Origin of the sequence: Mycobacterium sp. 1245852.3 (assembly GCF_001669335.1) — a bacterium.
GTDB classification, from domain to species: domain Bacteria; phylum Actinomycetota; class Actinomycetes; order Mycobacteriales; family Mycobacteriaceae; genus Mycobacterium; species Mycobacterium europaeum_A.
This window is the reverse complement of record NZ_LZLL01000319.1, coordinates 50,336-68,893: the sequence shown is the minus strand read 5'-3', so window position 1 is coordinate 68,893 and position 18,558 is coordinate 50,336. Positions and strand designations below refer to the sequence as shown.

Here is an 18,558-nt window from a genome sequence, read left to right as displayed (position 1 = left end):
TTCGGCCACCCCACCACGATGTGGCCGGCGATCATCCAGCCCTCGGGTACCCCGACGGCTTCCCGCAGCAGCTGCTCACCGCCGTACGAGGCCCAGCTGGTCAGGCAGGCACCCAGGCCCTGGGCCCTGGCGGCCAGTAGGAAGTTCTGCATGGCGGGAAAGATCGAACCGCCGAGCAGCAGTTCGGACGCCGTCGGGTAATGCGCCTGGGCGAACAGGACCGAAGTGAATTCACCGGCGCGGTCGTGCAATTCGTATGTCGCACGGTAGGTGCGGGCTCGACGGCTGTTGTCGTCGTCGGCGGGCCGGTTCATGCCGTAGACCGGCTCGATCACTTCCAGCGCGTGGGCCGCGGCCTTGGCCACCACCGCCCGCTGCTCGGGCGATCGCAGCACCACGAATCGCCAGCCTTGCGCATTGGCGCCCGAGGGGGCCCACCTGGCCGCCTCGAGACACCGCGCCAGGGTCGCATCGTCCACCGGCTCGTCGGTGAAGCGCCGGATGGTCCGGGCCGTCGACATCACTTCCCAGATGTCAGCGCTTGCTCCGGTCACTGCTTCTCCTCTACGTCCAGAGTCGCCCAGGTCGGCACCGTCAGTTCGTATTCCTTGCGGCGCAAGACTTTTGGTTACCGCGACGTTGAAGCACCCGTCCGGCGGCAATGAGAACAGAAAGTGGACAGCTTCATTAGAACCTCGACTGTAGACCCCGCCGAGCGACCACGGTGCAAGACTGCGCTCAGGCAATCGGAACCTCGCCAGCGCACGCGCGACTACATCGAGGGCCGCTGCCCCGAATTGAAGGGAGATGTGCATTGGATCGCGAAACCTACCAGCGGGGGCTTGACATCCGCTCCGAGGTGCTGGGCGAGGAGTATGTCAACCGCGCGTTGGCCAACGCGGACGACTTCACCGGGCCCCTGCAAGACCTCGTCACCGAATACTGCTGGGGTGCCGTCTGGGGCCGCGAGGAACTCCCGCGCAAGACCCGCAGCATGCTCAACCTGGCGATGATCTCGGTGCTCAACCGGCCCAACGAATTACGCACACACATCAAGGCGGCGCTGACCAACGGTGTCACCCGTGAGGAAATCCGCGAGGTCTTCCTGCAGGTGGCCATCTACGCCGGCGTGCCGGCCGCCGTCGACAGCTTTCGCATCGCGGGTGAGGCGTTCGGCGAACTGGACCGGGATAGTGGCGACCGCTAGCGCGGCGGAGCCGGGCGCCGGGGGCACCTCCCGCTTGCGGGGGCCGGGTCGCCACCATCGAGGTAAGGGACCCAACATGAAGATCGGGTTCATCGGACTCGGAAATATGGGCCTTCCCATGGCATCCCGCCTCCTCCGGGAATATCACGACGTCGTCGCCTTCGACACGAGCGGCGAGGCACTCGAGCGCGTCGTCGCCCTTGGCGCCCGCCCGGCGTCGTCGGCCAAGGAGGTCGCCGACCGCGCCGAAACGGTGCTGGCCAGCCTGCCCACCCCGAGTGTGTCGCTGGAGGTGGCGACCGGCCCGGCGGGCGTGATCGAGGGGGCGCGGGTGCGGCGCTACGTCGACTTGTCCACTGTCGGTAGCCAAATGGCGGTGCAGATCCACGCGATGCTGGCCCGGCGCGACATCGTGGCGATGGACAGCCCGGTCAGCGGCGGTGTCAGCGGGGCCGAGAAAGGGACGCTGGCGCTCATGGTTTCGGGCCCGCGCGACGAATTCGGCCTCGTGCGAACCGCACTCGAAGCGCTCGGCCGGCCGATGTATGTCGGCGACAAGCCCGGCGCGGCGCAGACGATGAAGCTGGCGAACAACATCTTGGCGGCCAACGTCTTGGCCGCCACCGCGGAAGTCGTCGTGATGGGCGTCAAGGCCGGCCTCGACCCCGCCGTGATGATCGAGGTGCTCAACGCGGGATCGGGTGCGACGAGCGCGAGCCGCGACAAGTTCCCCCGCGCGATCCTGCCGCGCACCTTCGACTACGGCTTCGCCACCGGGCTGATGCTCAAGGACGTGCGGCTCTACCTCGATGAAGCGCGGGCGCTTGGCGTTCCCGCCGAGGTCGCCGAGACGATCGGCCGGCTGTGGGAGGCCCTTGCCCGCGACGAGGGGCCCGAATCCGACTTCACGACGGTGATCAAACCGTTCGAGCGGGCCGCGGGCGTGACGGTGGGCGGTGCATCGGACTAGCCCATCGCCCCGGCCGCCGCGGCGACGAGCCCGCGATCGCGTCCCTCCCCCACCTCGGAGAATGGTATTATCCGCAAAGAAGAACCATACTTGCTCCGACGACCACAAAACGCGTGCCACCAGCGACGATGAATAAACGAAATGCTTACCGGAAACCCGTTGATGGACCACCGAACGAAATGTTAGATTGGCTATCATCTGACCTCGCGCGGCCGGCTTTCGCCGCCGCAGCCGAAGGGTGGCTCTTGTGATCACACACGCCGACGGAACCAGCACCCCGTTGATCGACGCCAGCGTGCACATCTTCTTCCCGTCCAACAAGGCCCTGCGCAAGACCCTGCGCGAGCCGTTCAAGAGCCGCGGCTTCCCCGATTACGAGATGGACTGGTACGGCGCCCCAGGCGGTGAGTACGCGCCCAACACCGAGGGCCCGGACCGCCAGTACCCGGGTTCGGACCCGGATTTCGTTGCCAATGAACTGTTCTCGAAGCGCGGCGTCGATGTGGCGGTGCTGCACCCGATGGCGCGCGGCATCATGCCGGACCGGCACCTGGGCAGCGCCCTGCACGCCGCGCACAACGAGATGATGGTGTCGAACTGGCTGGAGTCCAGCCAGTTCGGCGAGCGGTTCCGCGGCACCATCCGGGTGAACCCCGACGACATCCCCGGCGCGCTGCGCGAGATCGAGCGGTGGCGTGCGCACCCGCGGGTGGTCCAGATCGGCGTCCCGCTGCAATCCCGCGAGCTGTACGGCAAACCGCAGTTCTGGCCGATTTGGGAGGCCGCCGTCGACGCCGGACTACCCGTCGCCGCGCACATCGAGGTCGGGTCGGGCATCGCATTCCCGCCGACGCCGAACGGCAACACCCGCACCTACGAGCAGTACGTCAGCTTCATGGCGCTGAACTACCTGTATCACCTGATGAACATGATCGCCGAGGGAGTGTTCGAGCGGTTCGACGGCCTCAAGTTCGTCTGGGGCGACGGCGCCGCCGACTTCATCACGCCGTTCATCTGGCGGATGGACACCTTCGGCCGTCCGCACCTGGAGCAGACGCCGTGGGCACCGCGGATTCCCAGCGACTACCTGCCCGGTCACGTGTTCTTCGTGCAGGGCAGTCTCGACGGCCCCGGCGACGCCGAATTCGCCGGCGAGTGGTTTGGCTTCACCGGTAAGGACGACATGGTGATGTTCGGCTCGAGTTATCCACACTGGCAATGCGGCGATGTCAGCAAACTGCCCAGCGCGTTGTCGGCCGAACAGCGCGAGAAGCTGTGCTGGCGCAACGCGGCGCAGCTCTACGGCATAGACATTCCCGCCGGGGTGGGCGCACAGTAGAAGTATCGCGAAAACTGAGGAGAGCCAGATGACGTTGACCCATTCGCAGGAGCGGGTTCCCGCTACCGAGCGCATAGCCGTCCGCTGCGTCGACTCGGATGTCCACCCGGCCCCCAAGCGCGGAGAGCTGCTCCCGTACATCCCCGAGCCGTGGCGCAGCAAGTACTTTCTCACTCGCACCGTTGGTGAGCAGATCTACTACGACGCACCGGACTACGCGCACTCCTACGCGATGCGCGTGGACTCGTTTCCGGCCAACGGCGAGTTCCCCTGCAGCGACCCGGATTTGGCGTTTCGCCAGCTGATCATGGAGGCCGGGTCCGACATCGCGATCCTGGAGCCCGCGGCCTACCCGGCGCGCATTCCTGAAGCGCAGCATGCGATGTCGGCCGCGTTGAACGACTGGCAGGCCAATCACTGGCTGGACAGCCACAACAACTGGCACGAGCGGTGGCGCGGCTCGATTTGCATCGCGATCGAGGAGCCGGAAGAGTCGGTGCGCGAGATCGAGCGCTGGGCCGGGCACCCCTTCATGGCCCAGATCCTGATCAAGGCAGAGCCTCGGCCGTCCTGGGGACACCCCAAGTACGACCCGATCTGGGCGGCCGCCACCAAGAATGACATCACCGTGAGCTGCCACCTGTCGCGCAGCCAGTTCGACGAGCTGCCGATCCCGCCGGTGGGATTCCCCAGCTACAACCACGACTTCATGGTGACCTACTCCCTGCTGGCGGCCAACCAAGTGATGAGCCTGATCTTCGACGGCGTCTTCGACCGGTTCCCGACGCTGCGGATCGTGTTCGTCGAGCACGCCTTCAGCTGGATCCTGCCGCTGATGTGGCGCATGGACGCGATTTACGACGCCCGCAAGTCGTGGCTCGACATCAAGCGCAAGCCGTCCGAATACGTCAAGGACCACATCAAGTTCACCACCCAACCGCTCGATTATCCCGAGGACAAGACGGAACTGACCCGCGCGCTGGAATGGATGGAGTGCGAGAAGATCCTGCTGTTCTCCTCGGACTACCCGCACTGGACGTTCGACGACCCGCGCTGGTTGGTCAAGCACCTGCCCAAGCACGCCCGCGACGCGGTGATGTACAAGAACGGCATCGCGACCTATCACCTGCCCGAGACCGTGCCGGTCCTCGAGGGTCAGACCCGGGTGCTCTGAGTTGACGGAAGAAACCAAACGGCCCGAGCCCCGTCTCGCCCAGGGCCGCGAGCACGTCGTCGCCACCGTAGACGAAATCCCGCCGGGCACACACAAACTGGTACCGATCGGGCGCCACGGCGTCGGCGTCTACAACGTCAACGGCACCTTCTACGCCATCGCGAACTACTGCCCCCACCAAGGCGGCCCGCTGTGTTCGGGACGGGCCCGGGGGCGCACCATCGTCGACGAGACCGCGCCGGGCGACTCGGTCATGGTGCGCGACCTGGAATACATCTACTGCCCTTGGCACCAATGGGGTTTCGAGCTGGCGACCGGTACGACGGCGGTCAAGCCGGAATGGAGTATTCGCACCTATCCGGTGCGCGTCGTGGGCAACGACGTTTTGGTTCAGGCCTAACCACAGGAGAATCGGGTGCCTTCTATCGAGATCAACGGGGGAAATGTCGTCTACGAAATCCTCGGTGACTCTGGCGATCTCATTGCGCTGACGCCGGGCGGCCGGTTCAGCAAGGAGATCCCCGGCCTGCGTCCGCTGGCCGACGCCCTGGCCGCGGGCGGTTACCGGGTGCTGCTGTGGGACCGCCCCAACTGCGGGGCCTCGGACGTGCAGTTCTACGGGCAGAGCGAGTCCCACATGCGCGCCGAGACGCTGCACAAGCTGGTGACCGGCCTGGGCTTCGAGCGCTGCATTCTGGCCGGAGGTTCCGGCGGGGCAAGGGATTCCATGCTGACCACGATGCTCTATCCCGAGATGGTCACCAAGCTCGTGGTGTGGAACATCGTCGGCGGCACTTACGGCACCTTCGTGCTCGGTTCGTTCTACATCATTCCCAGCATCCTCGCGGTGCGCGGCACCGGCATGGACGGCGTGATGAAGGTGGCCGAATGGCGTGAGCGCATCGAGGAGAACCCGAACAACAAGCAGCGGTTCCTCGACTTCGACAAGGATGAGTTCCTCAAGCTGATGCTGCGCTGGCTCAACGCCTTCGTCTCCAAGCCGGGACAGACGATTCCGGGCGTCGAGGACGAGATGTTCGACCGAATCAAGGTGCCCACGTTGATCATTCGTGGCGGTGAGAACGACATGGATCACCCGAAGCGGACGTCGCTGGAAGTCAGCTGCCTGATCAAGGGATCGAAGCTCATCGACCCGCCGTGGCCCGAGGATGCCTGGGAGCGGGCGTCGGAGGACCGCGCCGCGGGTCGGGTGCAGCACTTCAACATGTTCGACACCTGGGTGCAGGCGGCGCCCGCCATTCTGGAATTCCTGGGTTCGTGATGGCGCGAACCGGTGCACTACCTAGTGCGGATGTGGACCTCACAATTCAGCGACGCCTCCAGCGCCGTGTGCACGCGGCTTTCCGGGATCCGTTCGAGATCGGACTCGCGCAGGGTCACCTCGACGATGTCGAATCCGCCCGCACCGGGGGTGCGCTCGATGTCACCGGTGAGCCCGAACGCGGACAGCACGCCGTGCGCGTCGTCGTCGGTTCCCCGGCTGACGAAGGTGACCACTCCCGCAGCGGGATCAACGCCGAATGCTCTGGTGCACAATCCGATTGCGGTGGCTTTGGCCGTGTCGCCGTCTTCGGCCGCGATGAGCAGCTCCACTTCGCGGCGGGTCGCGGGCCGGGATGCGAGGTCATTGGCGACCACGTCCGCGCCGGCCGCGGCTACCAGCTCGAGGAGAGCCGCCATGCCGTCGCGTAGTCGTGCGGGTGTGAGCACGCTTTCCGGGTCGACATTGACACGCACCACCGCAGTTCGCATGTGCGCAAGCCTAACTAACACGATGGCAGGCCAGCCTTGAACACCACTCAGTCCACCACCATCGCCACCGCGACGTTGCCCGGATGCACGCCGCGGCTGCTGAGCGAGCACGCCCGCGAGGACCTAGCGTCCTATCGCAAGGTCGGTGGCTACCGCCCGCTTGGCGACCCCGATGAATTCTTGACCGAAGTCGAATCGAGCGGCCTGGTCGGGCGCGGCGGTGCGGCGTTCCCACTGTCGGTGAAGCTGCGGTCGGTGCGCGACAACGGACGACTGCTGGGCGTGCCCGTCGTCGTGGCGAATGGCGAAGAGGGAGAACCGGCTTCGGTCAAAGACCGTTGGCTGTTGCGCAATCGCCCTCACCTCGTCCTGGACGGACTGCGGCTGGCCGCGACGATCGTTGCCGCCGACCGCGCCTACGTCTACGTGTCCGATCAGGAATCGGCACACAGCATCGAATCCGCGCTGGGCGAATTGGACCCCGGAGCGCTCGGTGTCGCCGTCGACCTGCGCACCGTGGCGCCGGGGTACGTGGCGGGCGAGGAGACGGCCGCGGTGCGCGCGATCAACGGCGGCCCGGCCAAGCCGACGGACAAGCCGCCGCGTCCCTTCGAAGCCGGCGTCGATGACCGGCCCACGCTGGTGAGCAACGTCGAGACCCTGGCCAACCTGCCCTACCTGCAGGGCCACGGATCGACCGATTTTCGGTCGCAGGGCACGACGCTGTCGTCGGGCACCTTCCTGGCCACCATCACCGGGGGCGGGCGACCGCCCGTCCTGTATGAACTGCCGCTTGGGCTGCCGTTCACGGAACTGCTTGCCCTGCACGGTGTTCCGGCCGACCGGGTGCGCGGAGCGCTGATGGGCGGTTACTTCGCCGGTCTGCTCAACCGCTCCGTGTTGGAGACCACCCTGGACCACGAGACGATGCGCCGCGTCGGCAGCGGGCTGGGCTGCGGTGCGATTTCGATCATCACCGAGGACTGCCCCGTCGCGGTGGCCGCATCCGTGCTCGCGTACTTCGATCGTGAAAACGCGGGTCAATGCGGATCGTGCTTCAACGGGACGGCGGCGATGGCCGCGGCCGCCGGCGCGCTGCGCGACGGCGCCGCGGCGGCAGAAGACGTCGAACGGTTGCGCCGCTGGTCGGTGCTGCTGCGCGGACGCGGTGCGTGCGCAACGCTGGATGCCGCGACCAACGTCGCTGCCAGCCTGCTCGATCAGTTCCCGGACGACGTCGGTGCCCATCTCGACGGCACCTGCCCGGACTGCACCCGCGGTGCGTTCCGCGCGGACCGTCCCTACGAGGCGGAACCTGTGAGGCAAGCATGAAAATCCGGCTGGATCGCACCATCTGCGACGGCTTCGGCATCTGCGCCAAACACGCGCCCGGATACTTCTCGCTGGACGATTGGGGGTACGCATCGCTCATCGGGGACGGCACGGTGGCGGAGGCGGATCGCGACGCAGTCATGCGGGCGCTGCTCGACTGCCCGGTGCACGCCATCACCGAAATCGGCCAGCGCACCTCCCGCGCGTCGCAGCCGCCGTTGGCCGACGCCGAGGACCCGGCCGAGCACCTCAAAACCGAAGAGAACGAGGCGGAGTGGGGATTCACGCGCTGAGCCGTCCGCGCCCCGAGGAGTAGTGCCGTGCAGCTCACCTTTGACGCCGACGTAGAAGCCTTTCGCGCGGAGTTCGTCGGCTTCCTCACCGAACACCTGCCGACGCAGGCCCAAGCCGCGGAGCGCCCGTCGTCGACCTCGCACGTGCCCGAATGGTCGCGCCGCTGGCAGCGACTCCAGTTCGACCACGGATGGCTACTACCCGGCAACCCACCGGAATTCGGTGGTCGCAACGCAAACATCCTGCAGCAGTTCGTACATCGCGAGGAGCTGTCGCGACGCCGGATCTACCACTGCTTCAATCCCCAGGGCGTCGGCATCATCGCCGCGTCGCTGTTGTCCTTCGGCACCGAAGAGCAGAAGCGGCGCTGGGCCGTCCCGATCCTGCGCGCCGACAAGACCGCGTCCCTCGGCATGAGCGAGCCGGGAGCCGGCTCCGACCTGGCCGGGCTGCGGACGAAGGCCGAATTGGTCGGCGATGAGTTCGTGGTCAACGGGCAGAAGGTGTGGACTTCCGGCGCCCACGATGCCGACGTGATCCTGACGTTCGTTCGCACGGACCCGAACGCTCCGCGGCACAAGGGAATCAGCGCGCTGCTCATCCCGACCGATAGTCCCGGTCTGGTGCGTCGCCCCTTCCCCTCGGTCTATGACCGTGACGAGCTGGACTTCAACGAGGTGTTCTTCAACGACGTCCGGGTGCCCGCGGATAACCTGGTCGGGCCGCTCAATGGCGGGTGGCGGGTCGCCAACGGCTCGCTCGGCCACGAGCGCACTTTGATGTGGATGGCGTTCGCCAACCGGCTCGAGCAACTCCTCGAGGACTACCGGCCCAGCGACGAGGTGAATGTGGACCACTACGCCACCATCGTGATGGACTACTACGCGCTGCGGCTGATCGGTTCGGCCGCGCTGGGTAAAGCGGCTCGCGGCGAGGTGGACGTGGCGGCGTTGTCCGTGCTGAAGGTGTTCGGCTCGGAGGCCGAACAGAGCGCGCTGCGACACGCTCTGGACGCCGCCGGGGCCGATGGGCTGCGGGACAAGATGCTGACGGCCCCGTACAACCCTTACGCCCCGGATCTTTTCACCGCCAGCTGGTTCGCGCGCTATATCAGCAGCTACGCGGGCACCATCGCGGGCGGCACGTCGGAGATCCAGCGCAACATCATCGCGCAGCGCGTCCTCGGTCTGCCCTCGCGGTGATCACAACGCCGGACACAGCGACGACAGAAACTGCTGAGTTCGGCGTCGCGACTTGGTTCGCTCGTCAATGTCCTTGCCCAACGGCACGATTCGCACCGCGAGGTCGGTGACACCGGCATCGCGGTAGCGGCGCAACCGCTCCAGGACGGTCGCCTCGTCGCCTGCCGCCATGGTGTCGCCGACGTCTTCGGCGTCGCCGTGCTGCAGCAGTCGCACATAGTTCGGCGAGAAGTCCGCGTGTCCGAGCACCTCGCTGGCGTAGCCGCGAGCCTCGTCCGCCTCGCTATTGGAGCAGAGCGCGACGGGAACACCGGCGACGATCCGGGGCGCGGGCCGCCCGGCCCGGGCGGCCGCCGCGGTGAGGCGCGGAACGACGTGGTCGGCGATGGCGCGCTCGTCGGCCATCCACAGCACGGTGCCCCCGGCCCGCTCGCCGGCGAGTTGCAGCATCGTCGGCCCGAGCGCCGACAGCAGCACCGGCACCTCGAAGGCGTCGGTGACATCGACCGGCGAATGGACGCAATAGTATTCGTTGTCGACATCCACGGTGCCCGGACCGGCGAAGGAAGCGAGCAGCACGTCGAGATAGTCACCCATCAGGCGCGCCGGGCGGTCATAGGGCAAGCCCAGCTGTGAGTTGACGATCCAATGATGCGAGGGTCCGATTCCGAGCGTGAACCGTCCGCCGCACGCGACCTGGGTGGTCAGGGCTTGTTGCGCCATGATCATCGGATGGCGAGTCTGAATCGGGACGACCGCGGTTCCGATCTCGATGCGGTCGGTGGCCTGCCCGATCAGCGCCACGGCGGTCAACGCGTCGAGGTAGCCGGGGACCTGGGGCATCCAAAACGCGGTGAAACCGTCGCTTTCGGCGGCGACCCCGTCGTCGATCAGGCCGGCAAGCCGATCGGCACGCGAACGCTCCTTGTCGGAGCCGACCATCAAGCCGATGCGCATGCGGCCCCTTTCCTACGGCACATAACGATCCCACTCGTACGGAACAATTGCGAAAAATGGTGCGGCAAACAATGCTTCGATGCCCGATTCGGCCCAGCGGGCCTCGAGCACCGGCCGCAACCGCTCCGCGGTGGCAACCGGATCGTCGTCGAGGAAGCAATACGTGATCGTCTGGCTCTCCGGTGCGCTGGCCAAGCTGGCGTCGACCCGGCGCGATACCGCGGACCAGACACCGGCGACGCCGTCGACGTCGGCCAGCGGGAACGGGGACGACGGTCCCCGCTCGACCAACACGAACGCGCCGCGCACCGGTAGCCAGGGCAACACGTCTGACCCGATTCTGACGCGCGGCGCTGCGGCTTTGCGTTGCACGTCGTACACGCCGCGCTCCACCGGCGGCAGCAGCGGAAGTTTACGGCCGGCGTTCCCCAGCGCCGTGGACAGTTCGTTGAAATCGTGCAATCCGGCCGTGTCGGTGAAGAAGTACGTCATCACGTGGTCGACCGCGTCCAACGGCCCGCCGCTCACCGCGCGAGCCGAGCGGCAGGCCGGCGTGGACACCAACCGCAACGAGGCGCGCACCGCGCGCAGGCGGTGTTGCTCCGGGCGGTGATCCAGGCTGTGCCAGCGCAGATACTCGGCGTCTTTCCCGTCGGGGTGGCGGATCGCCATCGAGACAAACAGGGTGGTGATCTCGCCATCACCGGCGGCAAGGATCTCGGGGACCTCGTCCGATGGCGTGCCGGGAAGATGCATGGCGTTGATCCTCAGGCTCTCGTCGAATCGTGTTGATGCAGCTGGATTTCTGGATGGCGGGCCGCGACCATGCGCCGAAATCCCTCACGCCAGGGCACTTTCGTGCGGCCGAGCACGTCGTGCATGTGGGTGACGTCCGGCCACAGCGGGGTGTGTGCCTGGGGCGTGTACTCGAAGATCGGCTCGACACCGACCAGCTCACCCATGAAGGCGCAGTACTCCTCCACGCTGACGGTTTCGCTGCCGGCCCAGTTCACCACGACGGGCGGTGTCGCAGCGACTTCCATCGCGCGGACGCCCAGCTCCACATAGTCGTCTTCATAGATGGGGTTGTAGTTGTTCGGCTTGTCGGGATGCAACCGAATGGGCTTGCCCGCCAACATCGCATCGAGACGGTCGGCGGGCGCACCGCCCTGGGGGCCGTACGTCGAACAGATCCGGATGATGGTCAGCGGGATGTGAAAGCGCCTGGCGATCCAGGTGCACACCGCCTCGGCGGCCACCTTGGAGAAGCTGTAGTTCGCCCGCAGTGGTGCCCCCGGCGGATCGGTTTCGGTGAGCGGTCGCCGGCCCTGATAGGCGTAGATCGAGCCGGTGGAGCAGAAGACGAAACCCTTTGCGGCGCGGCAATGGTAGAGCAGTTCGCCGGACGCCTGCGCGTTCGTTTCGACGCACTGGCTCCAATCGTCGGCGCCCGGGTCCACGGCGGCGTGGAAGACGTAGGTGAAATCGTCTGGGAGACCGGAGAAGTCGCTGGCGCCGACGTCCAGCGCGACCGGTCTGATCCCGGCGTCCACCAGTTTTTGCCGGGCCGCGGGATCTTTCAGGCGCGCGGCACCCCACACCTCGTTGCCCGCTGCGGCCAGGGCACGCGCGATCGGAAACGCGATCTTGCCCGTCGCCCCGGTGATCAGGATCTTCTCTGCGTCGAGCAATCCGTCCTCCGAATGTTAAGTACTTGATACCGCGTGGCGAGCATAACTCCCGGTCGACGGGAAACGCCACGAGACGCCCCGAAAGTCACCTGGTCGTGGCGGTAGCAACGGAATAAGCTGGAGCGGGCCAGGCTCGAATTGGCCCCACCGGGAGGCCCACCATGAGGTGGTTATTTGGTCGCCTGACCGCCGTTGTCGCGGTCGCCTTGATGACGATGGTCGTTGCGGTGATCGCGACGCCGGCGATCAGCTCGGCGCAGTGCGATCGCAACCTGTCGTTCAACGTGTCGACGTTCGAATGCAAACCGCGACCGGCTCCGCCGCCGTGGTACGCCGTGCCGCCGGCGTATTCGCCGGAATTCGCATCGGACGTGCCGCCCCCGCCGCCACGGCCGGCGTGGTCGCCGAACGAACCGATGTGGAGCGTCGGCTTTCACCAATGGGGCGCCTATTTCGACGGCGTCTGGGTGCCGTACTGACCGGGGCCCCACCTCACCTGACCCGCAACGCGTCTGGATCGCGTGTGCGCAGAGTGATAACGTAATTCTCCGATTTGCATAATGGCCCTACCAGGCCGGCCGTGCGGACCCCCGGAGGTGACGTGTCAGCAGCACCCGGACGGCCGCTGCCCCTGATCACGCAGGACAACGAATTCTTCTGGACGTCGGGTGCCGACGGGAAGCTGCGCCTGCAGGAATGCCAGAGCTGTGAATCGCTGATCCATCCACCCGCGCCGGTCTGCCGGTACTGCCGGTCCCGCGACATCGGTGTGCGGGCGGTCTCGGGCCGGGCGACGCTCGCCGGATTCACCATCAACGAGCGGTTCAGCCTGCCCGGGCTGGCGGCGCCCTACGTGATCGCGCAGGTGGCTATCGCGGAGGACCCGCGGGTCCGGTTGACCACCAACATCGTCGAAAGCGATGTCGACCGGCTGGAACTCGGACAGCAGGTCGAGGTTGTCTTCGAGCAGGTCGAGGACGTGTGGTTTCCGCTGTTTCGGATCGTGCGGGCGGGAGGGGCCGATGCCGACGAACCCGGTGAGCTGCCGGTCGACGAGATCGCGCCGGAACGTTTCGGCGAGCACGTCCGCCCGATGCTCACGGTGGACAAGTTCGAAGACAAGGTCGCGCTCACCGGGATCGGCGCGTCCCCGATCGGCCGCCGGCTGATGCAGCCGCCGCTGGCGTTGACCGTGCAGGCATGCGAGGCGGCCATCGCCGACGCCGGCCTGACCTACGCCGACATCGACGGCCTGTCCACCTACCCCGGCGCGATCAATGTCGGCGGCTTCGGGGAGGGCGGCACCACCGCCCTCGAGGGCGCGCTCGGCATCCGGCCGACGTGGCACAACGGCGCCATGGAGACGTTCGGGCCGGGCGGCTCGGTGATCGCCGCGATGCTCGCGGTCGCCTGCGGGCTGGCGCGCCACGTGCTGTGCTTCCGCACCCTGTGGGAAGCCACCAACGGCGAGCTGATGAAGCAGGGCAAGATCACCCCGGCCCACGGTTCAGCGGGCCGAATGTCGGGCTGGCAGATGCCATTTGGTGCCACGTCAGCGGCACACACACTGGCGATGAACGCGCAGCGGCACTTTCACCGGTACGGCACCACCAAGGAAACGCTGGGCTGGATCGCGTTGAACCAGCGCGCCAATGCCGAACTCAACCCGACCGCCATCTACCGGTCGCCCATGACGATGGACGACTACCTGGGCGCGCGGCCCATCACCACACCGTTCGGCCTATACGACTGCGACGTGCCGTGCGACGGCGCCATCGCCGTCATCGTCTCGGCCGTCGACGCCGCCCGCGACCTGGCCAAGCCGCCGGTACTGGTGGAAGCGGTGGGAACGCAGATCGTCGAGCGACTCGACTGGGACCAAAGCACCCTCACCCACGAGCCGCAGGTGCTGGGCCAGGCGGCGCACGTATGGACGCGTACCTCGCTGCGACCCGCCGACGTCGACGTGGCAGAGCTGTACGACGGGTTTTCCTTCAACTGTCTGTCCTGGATCGAGGCGCTGGGCTTCTGCGCAATCGGTGAGGCCAAAGACTTTCTGGACGGCGGCAAGAACATCGCGCGCGACGGGCAGTTGCCGCTCAATACGCACGGCGGCCAACTCTCGCACGGCCGCACCCACGGCATGGGTCTGCTGCACGAAGCCATCACTCAGCTGCGCGGCGAGGCCGGTGACCGCCAGGTCGCCGGTGCCCGCGTCGGTGTGGTCAGCAGCGGCGGCCTGACCCCTAGCGGCGTGCTCCTGCTGCGGGCGCCGGAATGAGACGAGCATGAACCCCGCGGCGCCGCGGCCAAGGCTGGTAATCGTCGACGGGGTGCCGATGTCGGCGCTGGTCACCGAAGTCGAAGACCCGCAGGCCGTGATCGTGGCCATCCACGGCGGTGGCACCACCGCGATGTATTTCGACTGCCCAGGCCACCCCTCGTATTCGCTGTTGCGGACCGGCGCGGCGGCCGGGTTCACCGTGGTGGCCCTTGATCGGCCCGGCTATGGCAGCTCGGCGCCCTATCCCGAAGCGATGGTCTCCGGCGAGCAGCGCGTCAACCTGGCTTACGGTGCCGTCGACCGCATTCTCGGCGAACGACCGCGGGGCGCAGGCATATTCGTGTGGGGCCACTCGGGCGGCTGCGAGCTGACGCTGCGGTTGGCCGTCGACGCGCGAGGTGCCGACCTCCTCGGTATCGAGCTGGCCGGCACCGGCCGGCACTACCACCCCGCCGCAAAGGAAATACTGAAAACGGCCACCCGCGAACGCCGCCCGTCGGGCATGCGCGAACTGCTGTGGAGCCCAGAGCAGTCTTACCCACCCGAGGTCCTCAACGGCGCCACGGTGTCGCCGTCCGCCCCGGCCTACGAGGACCAGATGGTGTCGGACTGGGCGCGACAGACTTTCCCGGAGCTCGCGCCCGCCGTGCGCGTCCCGGTGCACTTCAGCATCGCCGAGCACGAAAAGGTCTGGCAGACCGACGATGCGGCGGTGACCGAGGTCGGCGCCCTGTTCACCGGGGCGCCGCGATTCGTCGTGCATCGACAACCGGACGCCGGGCACAACATCAGCCTCAGTCACGCCGCCCCCATCTACCACTCGAAAGTCCTTGAATTCGTGCGGGATTGCGTGGCCGAGCGTTCGGCGAAGACGGAATCCGATCTGGAGGCCGGCTGATGCGCGTCGGATTCATCGGGTTGGGCAGCCAGGGCGGTCCCATGGCGCGCCGGATCGTCGAGGGCGGCTACCCCACCACGTTGTGGGCGCGCAGGCCGGAGGCCCTCGAGGCATTCTCCGACACCTCGGCCGGCATCGCCGGGTCACCCGCCGAACTCGCCGCGGCCAGTGACCTGGTCTGCCTCTGCGTGGTCGCAGACGCCGACATCGACGAACTAGCCTGCGGGACAAACGGATTGCTGTCGGCGATGAAGCCCGGCAGCGTGATCGCCGTGCACAGCACGGTGCATCCGGACACCTGCCGAGACCTCGCGACCAAGGCTGCCGCCCAAAGTGTTTCCGTCATCGATGCGCCGGTGAGCGGCGGGGGCGGCGCGGCGGCCGAGGGCCGGCTGCTGGTGATGGTGGGCGGCGACACCGACGTCGTCGAGCGTTGCCGCCCCGTCTTCCAGACCTATGCCGATCCCGTCGTTCACCTCGGCGAGCTGGGTTCCGGACAGACCACGAAGCTCCTCAACAACCTGTTGTTCACCGCCAACCTGGCCACGGCGGCCAGCGCGCTGTCACTGGCCAGCGCGCTTGGCGTCGAACCGGACCGCCTCACCGAAGTGATCTCCCGCAGCTCTGGCAACAGCTTTGCGCTCAACGCTCTCGGCGGCATCGGCGGACTCGATCGGCTGGCCCGGGTGGCGGGCGGGCTGCTGCAGAAGGATGTTCGGCTGGTCGTCGACCTTGCCGAGAACGCCGGGGCCAACGGCGGCGCGGTGCTCGATGCGGCCGACGCGGCGCTGGCCCTGATGGACCATCCACGGTGAGAGTCGGATTCGTCGGCGCGGGACGGATGGGACGCCCGATGGTCGGTCGTCTGGTGGCAGCCGGTCACGACGTCCAGGCCATGGGCCGAACGGCCGAAAGACGCCGGGACCTCGAGCAACTGGGCGCGCGGACCGTCGGCGAGGCGGCCGAAGCCGGTGCCCGAGCCGACATCGTGGTGCTCTGTGTGTTCAACGACGATCAGGTTCGAGAGGTCTGCCTGGCCGGCGAATTGCTATCCGCAATGCGGCCCGGTTCGGTGCTGGTGGTGCACACCACCGTCAGCCCGGACACCATCGCGGCCATCGGCGAGCGCGCCAATGGTGTTGACGTCGTCGATGCCGCGGTCAGCGGGGGCCCACATGACGTCGCCGCCGGGCGCCTCACGCTGTTCGTCGGCGGTGCCGACCAAGCGGTTGACCGAGTGCGAGCGCTGCTTTGTTGCTACGGCGACCCGGTCCTGCACGTCGGGCCGGCCGGCGCCGGCCAGAAGGTGAAACTCGTCAACAACGCGCTGTTCGCTGCGCAGCTCGGGCTGCTGGCCGAGTCGGTCCGGCTGGGAGAAGGGCTCGGCGTGCCGGAGTCGACGTTGCTGACCGCCCTGGGACACGGCAGCGCGGCTAGCCACGCGCTGAACCTCATCGCGGCCGGCGGTTCCATCGCGTCGTTCATCGAAATGACCGGTGAGTTCGTGGCGAAGGATGTGGCCGCCGCCCGGGCTAGCGCCGAGGCGCTGGGCAGCGGTCTGGGCGCGCTGGATGACGTCATCGCGGCCATCGGCGTCGCGAAGAGGGCATGAAATGCCAGCGTTTTGGTCTTTCCGGTTCGTCACGAAGGTATTACCGTTAGCGTTACAGTCAGTGACTCCGCTGTAAAGGTTTCAGCCCGACCTCGCCGCTGAGGAGGATGCAGTGACAAAACCGAAGGTCGTCTTCGATCCGTACTCCGAGGACTACTTCAACAACCCGTTTGACATCTATCGACGGATGCGCGAGGAAACGCCACTGTATTACGACGAGCAAGAGGACTTCTACGCCCTGACCCGCCATGAAGACGTCGCGGCCGCGTTCAAGGACTTCGAGACGTACTCGTCAGCGCGCGGCTGCGACCTGGGGATGGTGCGCAAGGGGTTGCCGCCCGAGCAGAAGTCGATCATCTTCATGGATCCACCGGAGCACCGCCACATGCGCAGCCTGCTCAACAAGGCGTTCACACCGCGGGCGATCCAGTCGCAGCGGGAGACGATCATCGAGGTGATCGACAAATACCTGGGAGTGGTCGATCCGGATAACTTCGACGTCGTGCAGGACTTCTCCGGACCGTTCCCGGTCGAGGTCATCACCCGGATGGCCGGGGTCCCTGAGGAATACCGCCAGCAGGTCCGCCACTGGATCGACACCAGCCTGCACCGTGAACCGGGACAGATCGAGGTCAGCGAAGCGGGCATGCAGGCCAACATCGACACGGCGATGTATTACTTCAGCCTGGTCCAAGAGCGGCGCCAGGATCCGCAGGACGACATGATCAGCCGGCTGATCGCCGCCGAAATTCCGGGTGAAGACGGCCAGCTGCGCAAGCTCGACGACATCGAGATCTGCGGGTTCGCAACCCTTCTGGGCGGCGCGGGCGCGGAGACCGTCACCAAGCTGATGGGCAACGCCGCGGTCATCTTCGCCAATCACCCCGACCAGTGGCAGAAGCTGCAGGAGGACCGGGACAAGATCCCCGGGGCGGTCGAGGAGTTACTGCGCTACGAGGGGCCGGTGCAATACAACGTCCGCTACACCCTCAAGGAGGCCCACGTCAGCGGTGGCGTGATCCCGCCGGGCAAACCGGTATTCCTCTGCGGCGCCGCGGCCAACCGCGACCCGGAGGCCTTCACCGACGCCGACACGTTCGATATCGAGCGCGATCACACCGAGGCGCAGCATCTCGGACTCGGGTACGGGATCCACAGCTGCTTGGGCGCCGCGCTGGCCCGCCTGGAAAGCCGGATCGCGCTGGAGCGGTTGCTCGACTTCATGCCGCGCTACGAGGTCGACTTGGCGGGATGCAAACGGGTGACCATGCAAAACGTGGCGGGCTGGAAGAACGTGCCCGTCAAGGTGCTTCGTTAAGGGGGCCACGATGACGAAGAAGATCGAAGTCGATTGGGGACTCTGCGAGAGCAACGGTGTCTGCATGGGCATCAACCCAGACATCTTCGAACTCGGCGACGACGACATGTTGACCGTCCACCAAGAGGAAGTCACCCCGGAGAACGAGGCGGACGTGCGCGAGGCCGTCCGTCAGTGTCCTCGGCAGGCGATCTCGATCGTCGGAGAGTAATCAGATTCCGGAGAGGATGACGGCGTTGCAGTCGGCAGCCTGCTGGCGCAGTTTCGCCGCCTTCTGGTAGCCCTCGGATTCGTACCACGCCCGAGCCGCATCCACCGACTCGAATTCGAGCACCACGGTCTGGTCGCCGTGCCAGTCGCCCTCGATGACTTTGGGCGCGGTGTCCACCGCGAGGATGGTGGCACCGCTCATCGCGGATCCGGCGGCTTGAGCGTATGCCTTCATGCCTTCCGGGTCTTTGATGGCCTCGGTGAGGATGACATACCCTTTGGCCACTCGAATCTCCT

The 18,558-nt window shown here is 66.7% G+C and carries 22 protein-coding genes; 16 read left to right on the top strand and 6 right to left on the bottom strand.

Features of this window, described 5'->3' with window-relative positions:
- Positions 1-521, bottom strand: a 521-nt coding sequence (locus A9W96_RS14720; RefSeq protein WP_067140727.1) for a nitroreductase family protein, incomplete at its 3' end; no start/stop codon positions are given.
- 293 nt (positions 522-814) lie between these two features.
- Between A9W96_RS14720 and A9W96_RS14715 the strand changes: the two genes are divergently transcribed.
- The 6 genes from A9W96_RS14715 to A9W96_RS14690 all read left to right on the top strand — a co-directional run bounded on the left by A9W96_RS14715 (position 815) and on the right by A9W96_RS14690 (position 5,972).
- Positions 815-1,207: a carboxymuconolactone decarboxylase family protein gene (locus A9W96_RS14715; protein ID WP_008253716.1), complete on the top strand. Its 393-nt coding sequence runs from the start codon at positions 815-817 to the stop codon at positions 1,205-1,207.
- Positions 1,208-1,283: 76 nt separating this feature from the next.
- Positions 1,284-2,177 (top strand): NAD(P)-dependent oxidoreductase, encoded by an 894-nt coding sequence (locus tag A9W96_RS14710; RefSeq protein WP_067140717.1) that lies wholly within the window; start codon positions 1,284-1,286, stop codon positions 2,175-2,177.
- Between the two features lie 247 nt (positions 2,178-2,424).
- Positions 2,425-3,516: an amidohydrolase family protein gene (locus A9W96_RS14705; RefSeq protein WP_066864365.1), complete on the top strand. Its 1,092-nt coding sequence runs from the start codon at positions 2,425-2,427 to the stop codon at positions 3,514-3,516.
- Between the two features lie 28 nt (positions 3,517-3,544).
- Positions 3,545-4,690 carry an amidohydrolase family protein gene (locus A9W96_RS14700; protein ID WP_066864369.1) on the top strand — a complete coding sequence of 382 codons (1,146 nt, stop codon included), beginning with the start codon at positions 3,545-3,547 and terminating at the stop codon, positions 4,688-4,690.
- A 1-nt stretch (position 4,691) separates the two neighbouring features.
- Positions 4,692-5,090, top strand: coding sequence for a Rieske (2Fe-2S) protein (locus tag A9W96_RS14695; protein WP_064882584.1), 399 nt, complete (start codon positions 4,692-4,694; stop codon positions 5,088-5,090).
- Between the two features lie 15 nt (positions 5,091-5,105).
- Positions 5,106-5,972, top strand: a complete 867-nt coding sequence (locus A9W96_RS14690; RefSeq protein WP_067140712.1) for an alpha/beta fold hydrolase — start codon at positions 5,106-5,108, stop codon at positions 5,970-5,972.
- Positions 5,973-5,989: 17 nt separating this feature from the next.
- Here the strand turns inward: A9W96_RS14690 and A9W96_RS14685 are convergent, their stop codons facing one another.
- Positions 5,990-6,463 (bottom strand): hypothetical protein, encoded by a 474-nt coding sequence (locus A9W96_RS14685; protein WP_067140709.1) that lies wholly within the window; start codon positions 6,461-6,463, stop codon positions 5,990-5,992.
- Between the two features lie 36 nt (positions 6,464-6,499).
- On the opposite strand from A9W96_RS14685, the gene A9W96_RS14680 reads away from it, so the two are divergent.
- The 3 genes from A9W96_RS14680 to A9W96_RS14670 are packed head-to-tail and all read left to right on the top strand — an operon-like array spanning position 6,500 to position 9,291.
- Positions 6,500-7,795 carry an NADH-ubiquinone oxidoreductase-F iron-sulfur binding region domain-containing protein gene (locus A9W96_RS14680; RefSeq protein WP_067025453.1) on the top strand — a complete coding sequence of 432 codons (1,296 nt, stop codon included), beginning with the start codon at positions 6,500-6,502 and terminating at the stop codon, positions 7,793-7,795.
- Positions 7,792-8,088, top strand: a complete 297-nt coding sequence (locus tag A9W96_RS14675; RefSeq protein ID WP_066864380.1) for a ferredoxin — start codon at positions 7,792-7,794, stop codon at positions 8,086-8,088. Before A9W96_RS14680 ends, A9W96_RS14675 begins: the two co-directional genes overlap by 4 nt.
- 27 nt (positions 8,089-8,115) lie before the next feature.
- Positions 8,116-9,291, top strand: coding sequence for an acyl-CoA dehydrogenase family protein (locus tag A9W96_RS14670; protein ID WP_067140706.1), 1,176 nt, complete (start codon positions 8,116-8,118; stop codon positions 9,289-9,291).
- On the opposite strand, the gene A9W96_RS14665 is transcribed toward A9W96_RS14670, so the two are convergent.
- The 3 genes from A9W96_RS14665 to A9W96_RS14655 are packed head-to-tail and all read right to left on the bottom strand — an operon-like array spanning position 9,292 to position 11,939.
- Positions 9,292-10,248, bottom strand: coding sequence for a TIGR03564 family F420-dependent LLM class oxidoreductase (locus tag A9W96_RS14665; RefSeq protein WP_067140704.1), 957 nt, complete (start codon positions 10,246-10,248; stop codon positions 9,292-9,294).
- A 12-nt stretch (positions 10,249-10,260) separates the two neighbouring features.
- On the bottom strand, positions 10,261-11,004 hold the full coding sequence (locus tag A9W96_RS14660; protein ID WP_067140702.1) for a hypothetical protein: 744 nt from the start codon (positions 11,002-11,004) through the stop codon (positions 10,261-10,263).
- 11 nt (positions 11,005-11,015) lie between these two features.
- Positions 11,016-11,939, bottom strand: coding sequence for an NAD(P)-dependent oxidoreductase (locus A9W96_RS14655; RefSeq protein ID WP_067140700.1), 924 nt, complete (start codon positions 11,937-11,939; stop codon positions 11,016-11,018).
- A gap of 161 nt (positions 11,940-12,100) precedes the next feature.
- Between A9W96_RS14655 and A9W96_RS14650 the strand changes: the two genes are divergently transcribed.
- The 7 genes from A9W96_RS14650 (at position 12,101) to A9W96_RS14620 (ending at position 18,262) form a co-directional block, all read left to right on the top strand.
- Positions 12,101-12,418 carry a hypothetical protein gene (locus A9W96_RS14650; RefSeq protein ID WP_067140698.1) on the top strand — a complete coding sequence of 106 codons (318 nt, stop codon included), beginning with the start codon at positions 12,101-12,103 and terminating at the stop codon, positions 12,416-12,418.
- 122 nt (positions 12,419-12,540) lie between these two features.
- A complete protein-coding gene (locus A9W96_RS14645) occupies positions 12,541-14,220 on the top strand; it encodes an OB-fold domain-containing protein (protein WP_067140741.1) in 1,680 nt (559 codons plus the stop codon).
- A gap of 7 nt (positions 14,221-14,227) precedes the next feature.
- Complete coding sequence (locus A9W96_RS14640; protein ID WP_067140696.1) at positions 14,228-15,121, top strand: alpha/beta hydrolase; 894 nt, start codon at positions 14,228-14,230, stop codon at positions 15,119-15,121.
- Positions 15,121-15,936, top strand: coding sequence for an NAD(P)-dependent oxidoreductase (locus tag A9W96_RS14635; RefSeq protein WP_067140694.1), 816 nt, complete (start codon positions 15,121-15,123; stop codon positions 15,934-15,936). Before A9W96_RS14640 ends, A9W96_RS14635 begins: the two co-directional genes overlap by 1 nt.
- Positions 15,933-16,733 (top strand): NAD(P)-dependent oxidoreductase, encoded by an 801-nt coding sequence (locus tag A9W96_RS14630; protein WP_082972253.1) that lies wholly within the window; start codon positions 15,933-15,935, stop codon positions 16,731-16,733. Before A9W96_RS14635 ends, A9W96_RS14630 begins: the two co-directional genes overlap by 4 nt.
- 112 nt (positions 16,734-16,845) lie before the next feature.
- Positions 16,846-18,051 (top strand): cytochrome P450, encoded by a 1,206-nt coding sequence (locus tag A9W96_RS14625; RefSeq protein ID WP_066880929.1) that lies wholly within the window; start codon positions 16,846-16,848, stop codon positions 18,049-18,051.
- A 10-nt stretch (positions 18,052-18,061) separates the two neighbouring features.
- Complete coding sequence (locus tag A9W96_RS14620; protein ID WP_007777398.1) at positions 18,062-18,262, top strand: ferredoxin; 201 nt, start codon at positions 18,062-18,064, stop codon at positions 18,260-18,262.
- Here A9W96_RS14620 and A9W96_RS14615 read toward each other — a convergent pair whose 3' ends face one another.
- Positions 18,263-18,547 (bottom strand): DUF1330 domain-containing protein, encoded by a 285-nt coding sequence (locus A9W96_RS14615; protein WP_066865814.1) that lies wholly within the window; start codon positions 18,545-18,547, stop codon positions 18,263-18,265.
- Between the last annotated feature and the right edge of the window lie 11 nt (positions 18,548-18,558).

Coding starts and splice junctions, on each gene's coding strand:
- A9W96_RS14675 (WP_066864380.1), top strand. CDS start 7,792: ATGAAAATCCGGCTGGATCGCACCATCTGCGACGGCTTCGGCATCTGC.
- A9W96_RS14665 (WP_067140704.1), bottom strand. CDS start 10,248: ATGCGCATCGGCTTGATGGTCGGCTCCGACAAGGAGCGTTCGCGTGCC.
- A9W96_RS14650 (WP_067140698.1), top strand. CDS start 12,101: ATGAGGTGGTTATTTGGTCGCCTGACCGCCGTTGTCGCGGTCGCCTTG.
- A9W96_RS14700 (WP_066864369.1), top strand. CDS start 3,545: ATGACGTTGACCCATTCGCAGGAGCGGGTTCCCGCTACCGAGCGCATA.
- A9W96_RS14640 (WP_067140696.1), top strand. CDS start 14,228: ATGAACCCCGCGGCGCCGCGGCCAAGGCTGGTAATCGTCGACGGGGTG.
- A9W96_RS14660 (WP_067140702.1), bottom strand. CDS start 11,004: ATGCATCTTCCCGGCACGCCATCGGACGAGGTCCCCGAGATCCTTGCC.
- A9W96_RS14685 (WP_067140709.1), bottom strand. CDS start 6,463: ATGCGAACTGCGGTGGTGCGTGTCAATGTCGACCCGGAAAGCGTGCTC.
- A9W96_RS14620 (WP_007777398.1), top strand. CDS start 18,062: ATGACGAAGAAGATCGAAGTCGATTGGGGACTCTGCGAGAGCAACGGT.
- A9W96_RS14710 (WP_067140717.1), top strand. CDS start 1,284: ATGAAGATCGGGTTCATCGGACTCGGAAATATGGGCCTTCCCATGGCA.
- A9W96_RS14635 (WP_067140694.1), top strand. CDS start 15,121: ATGCGCGTCGGATTCATCGGGTTGGGCAGCCAGGGCGGTCCCATGGCG.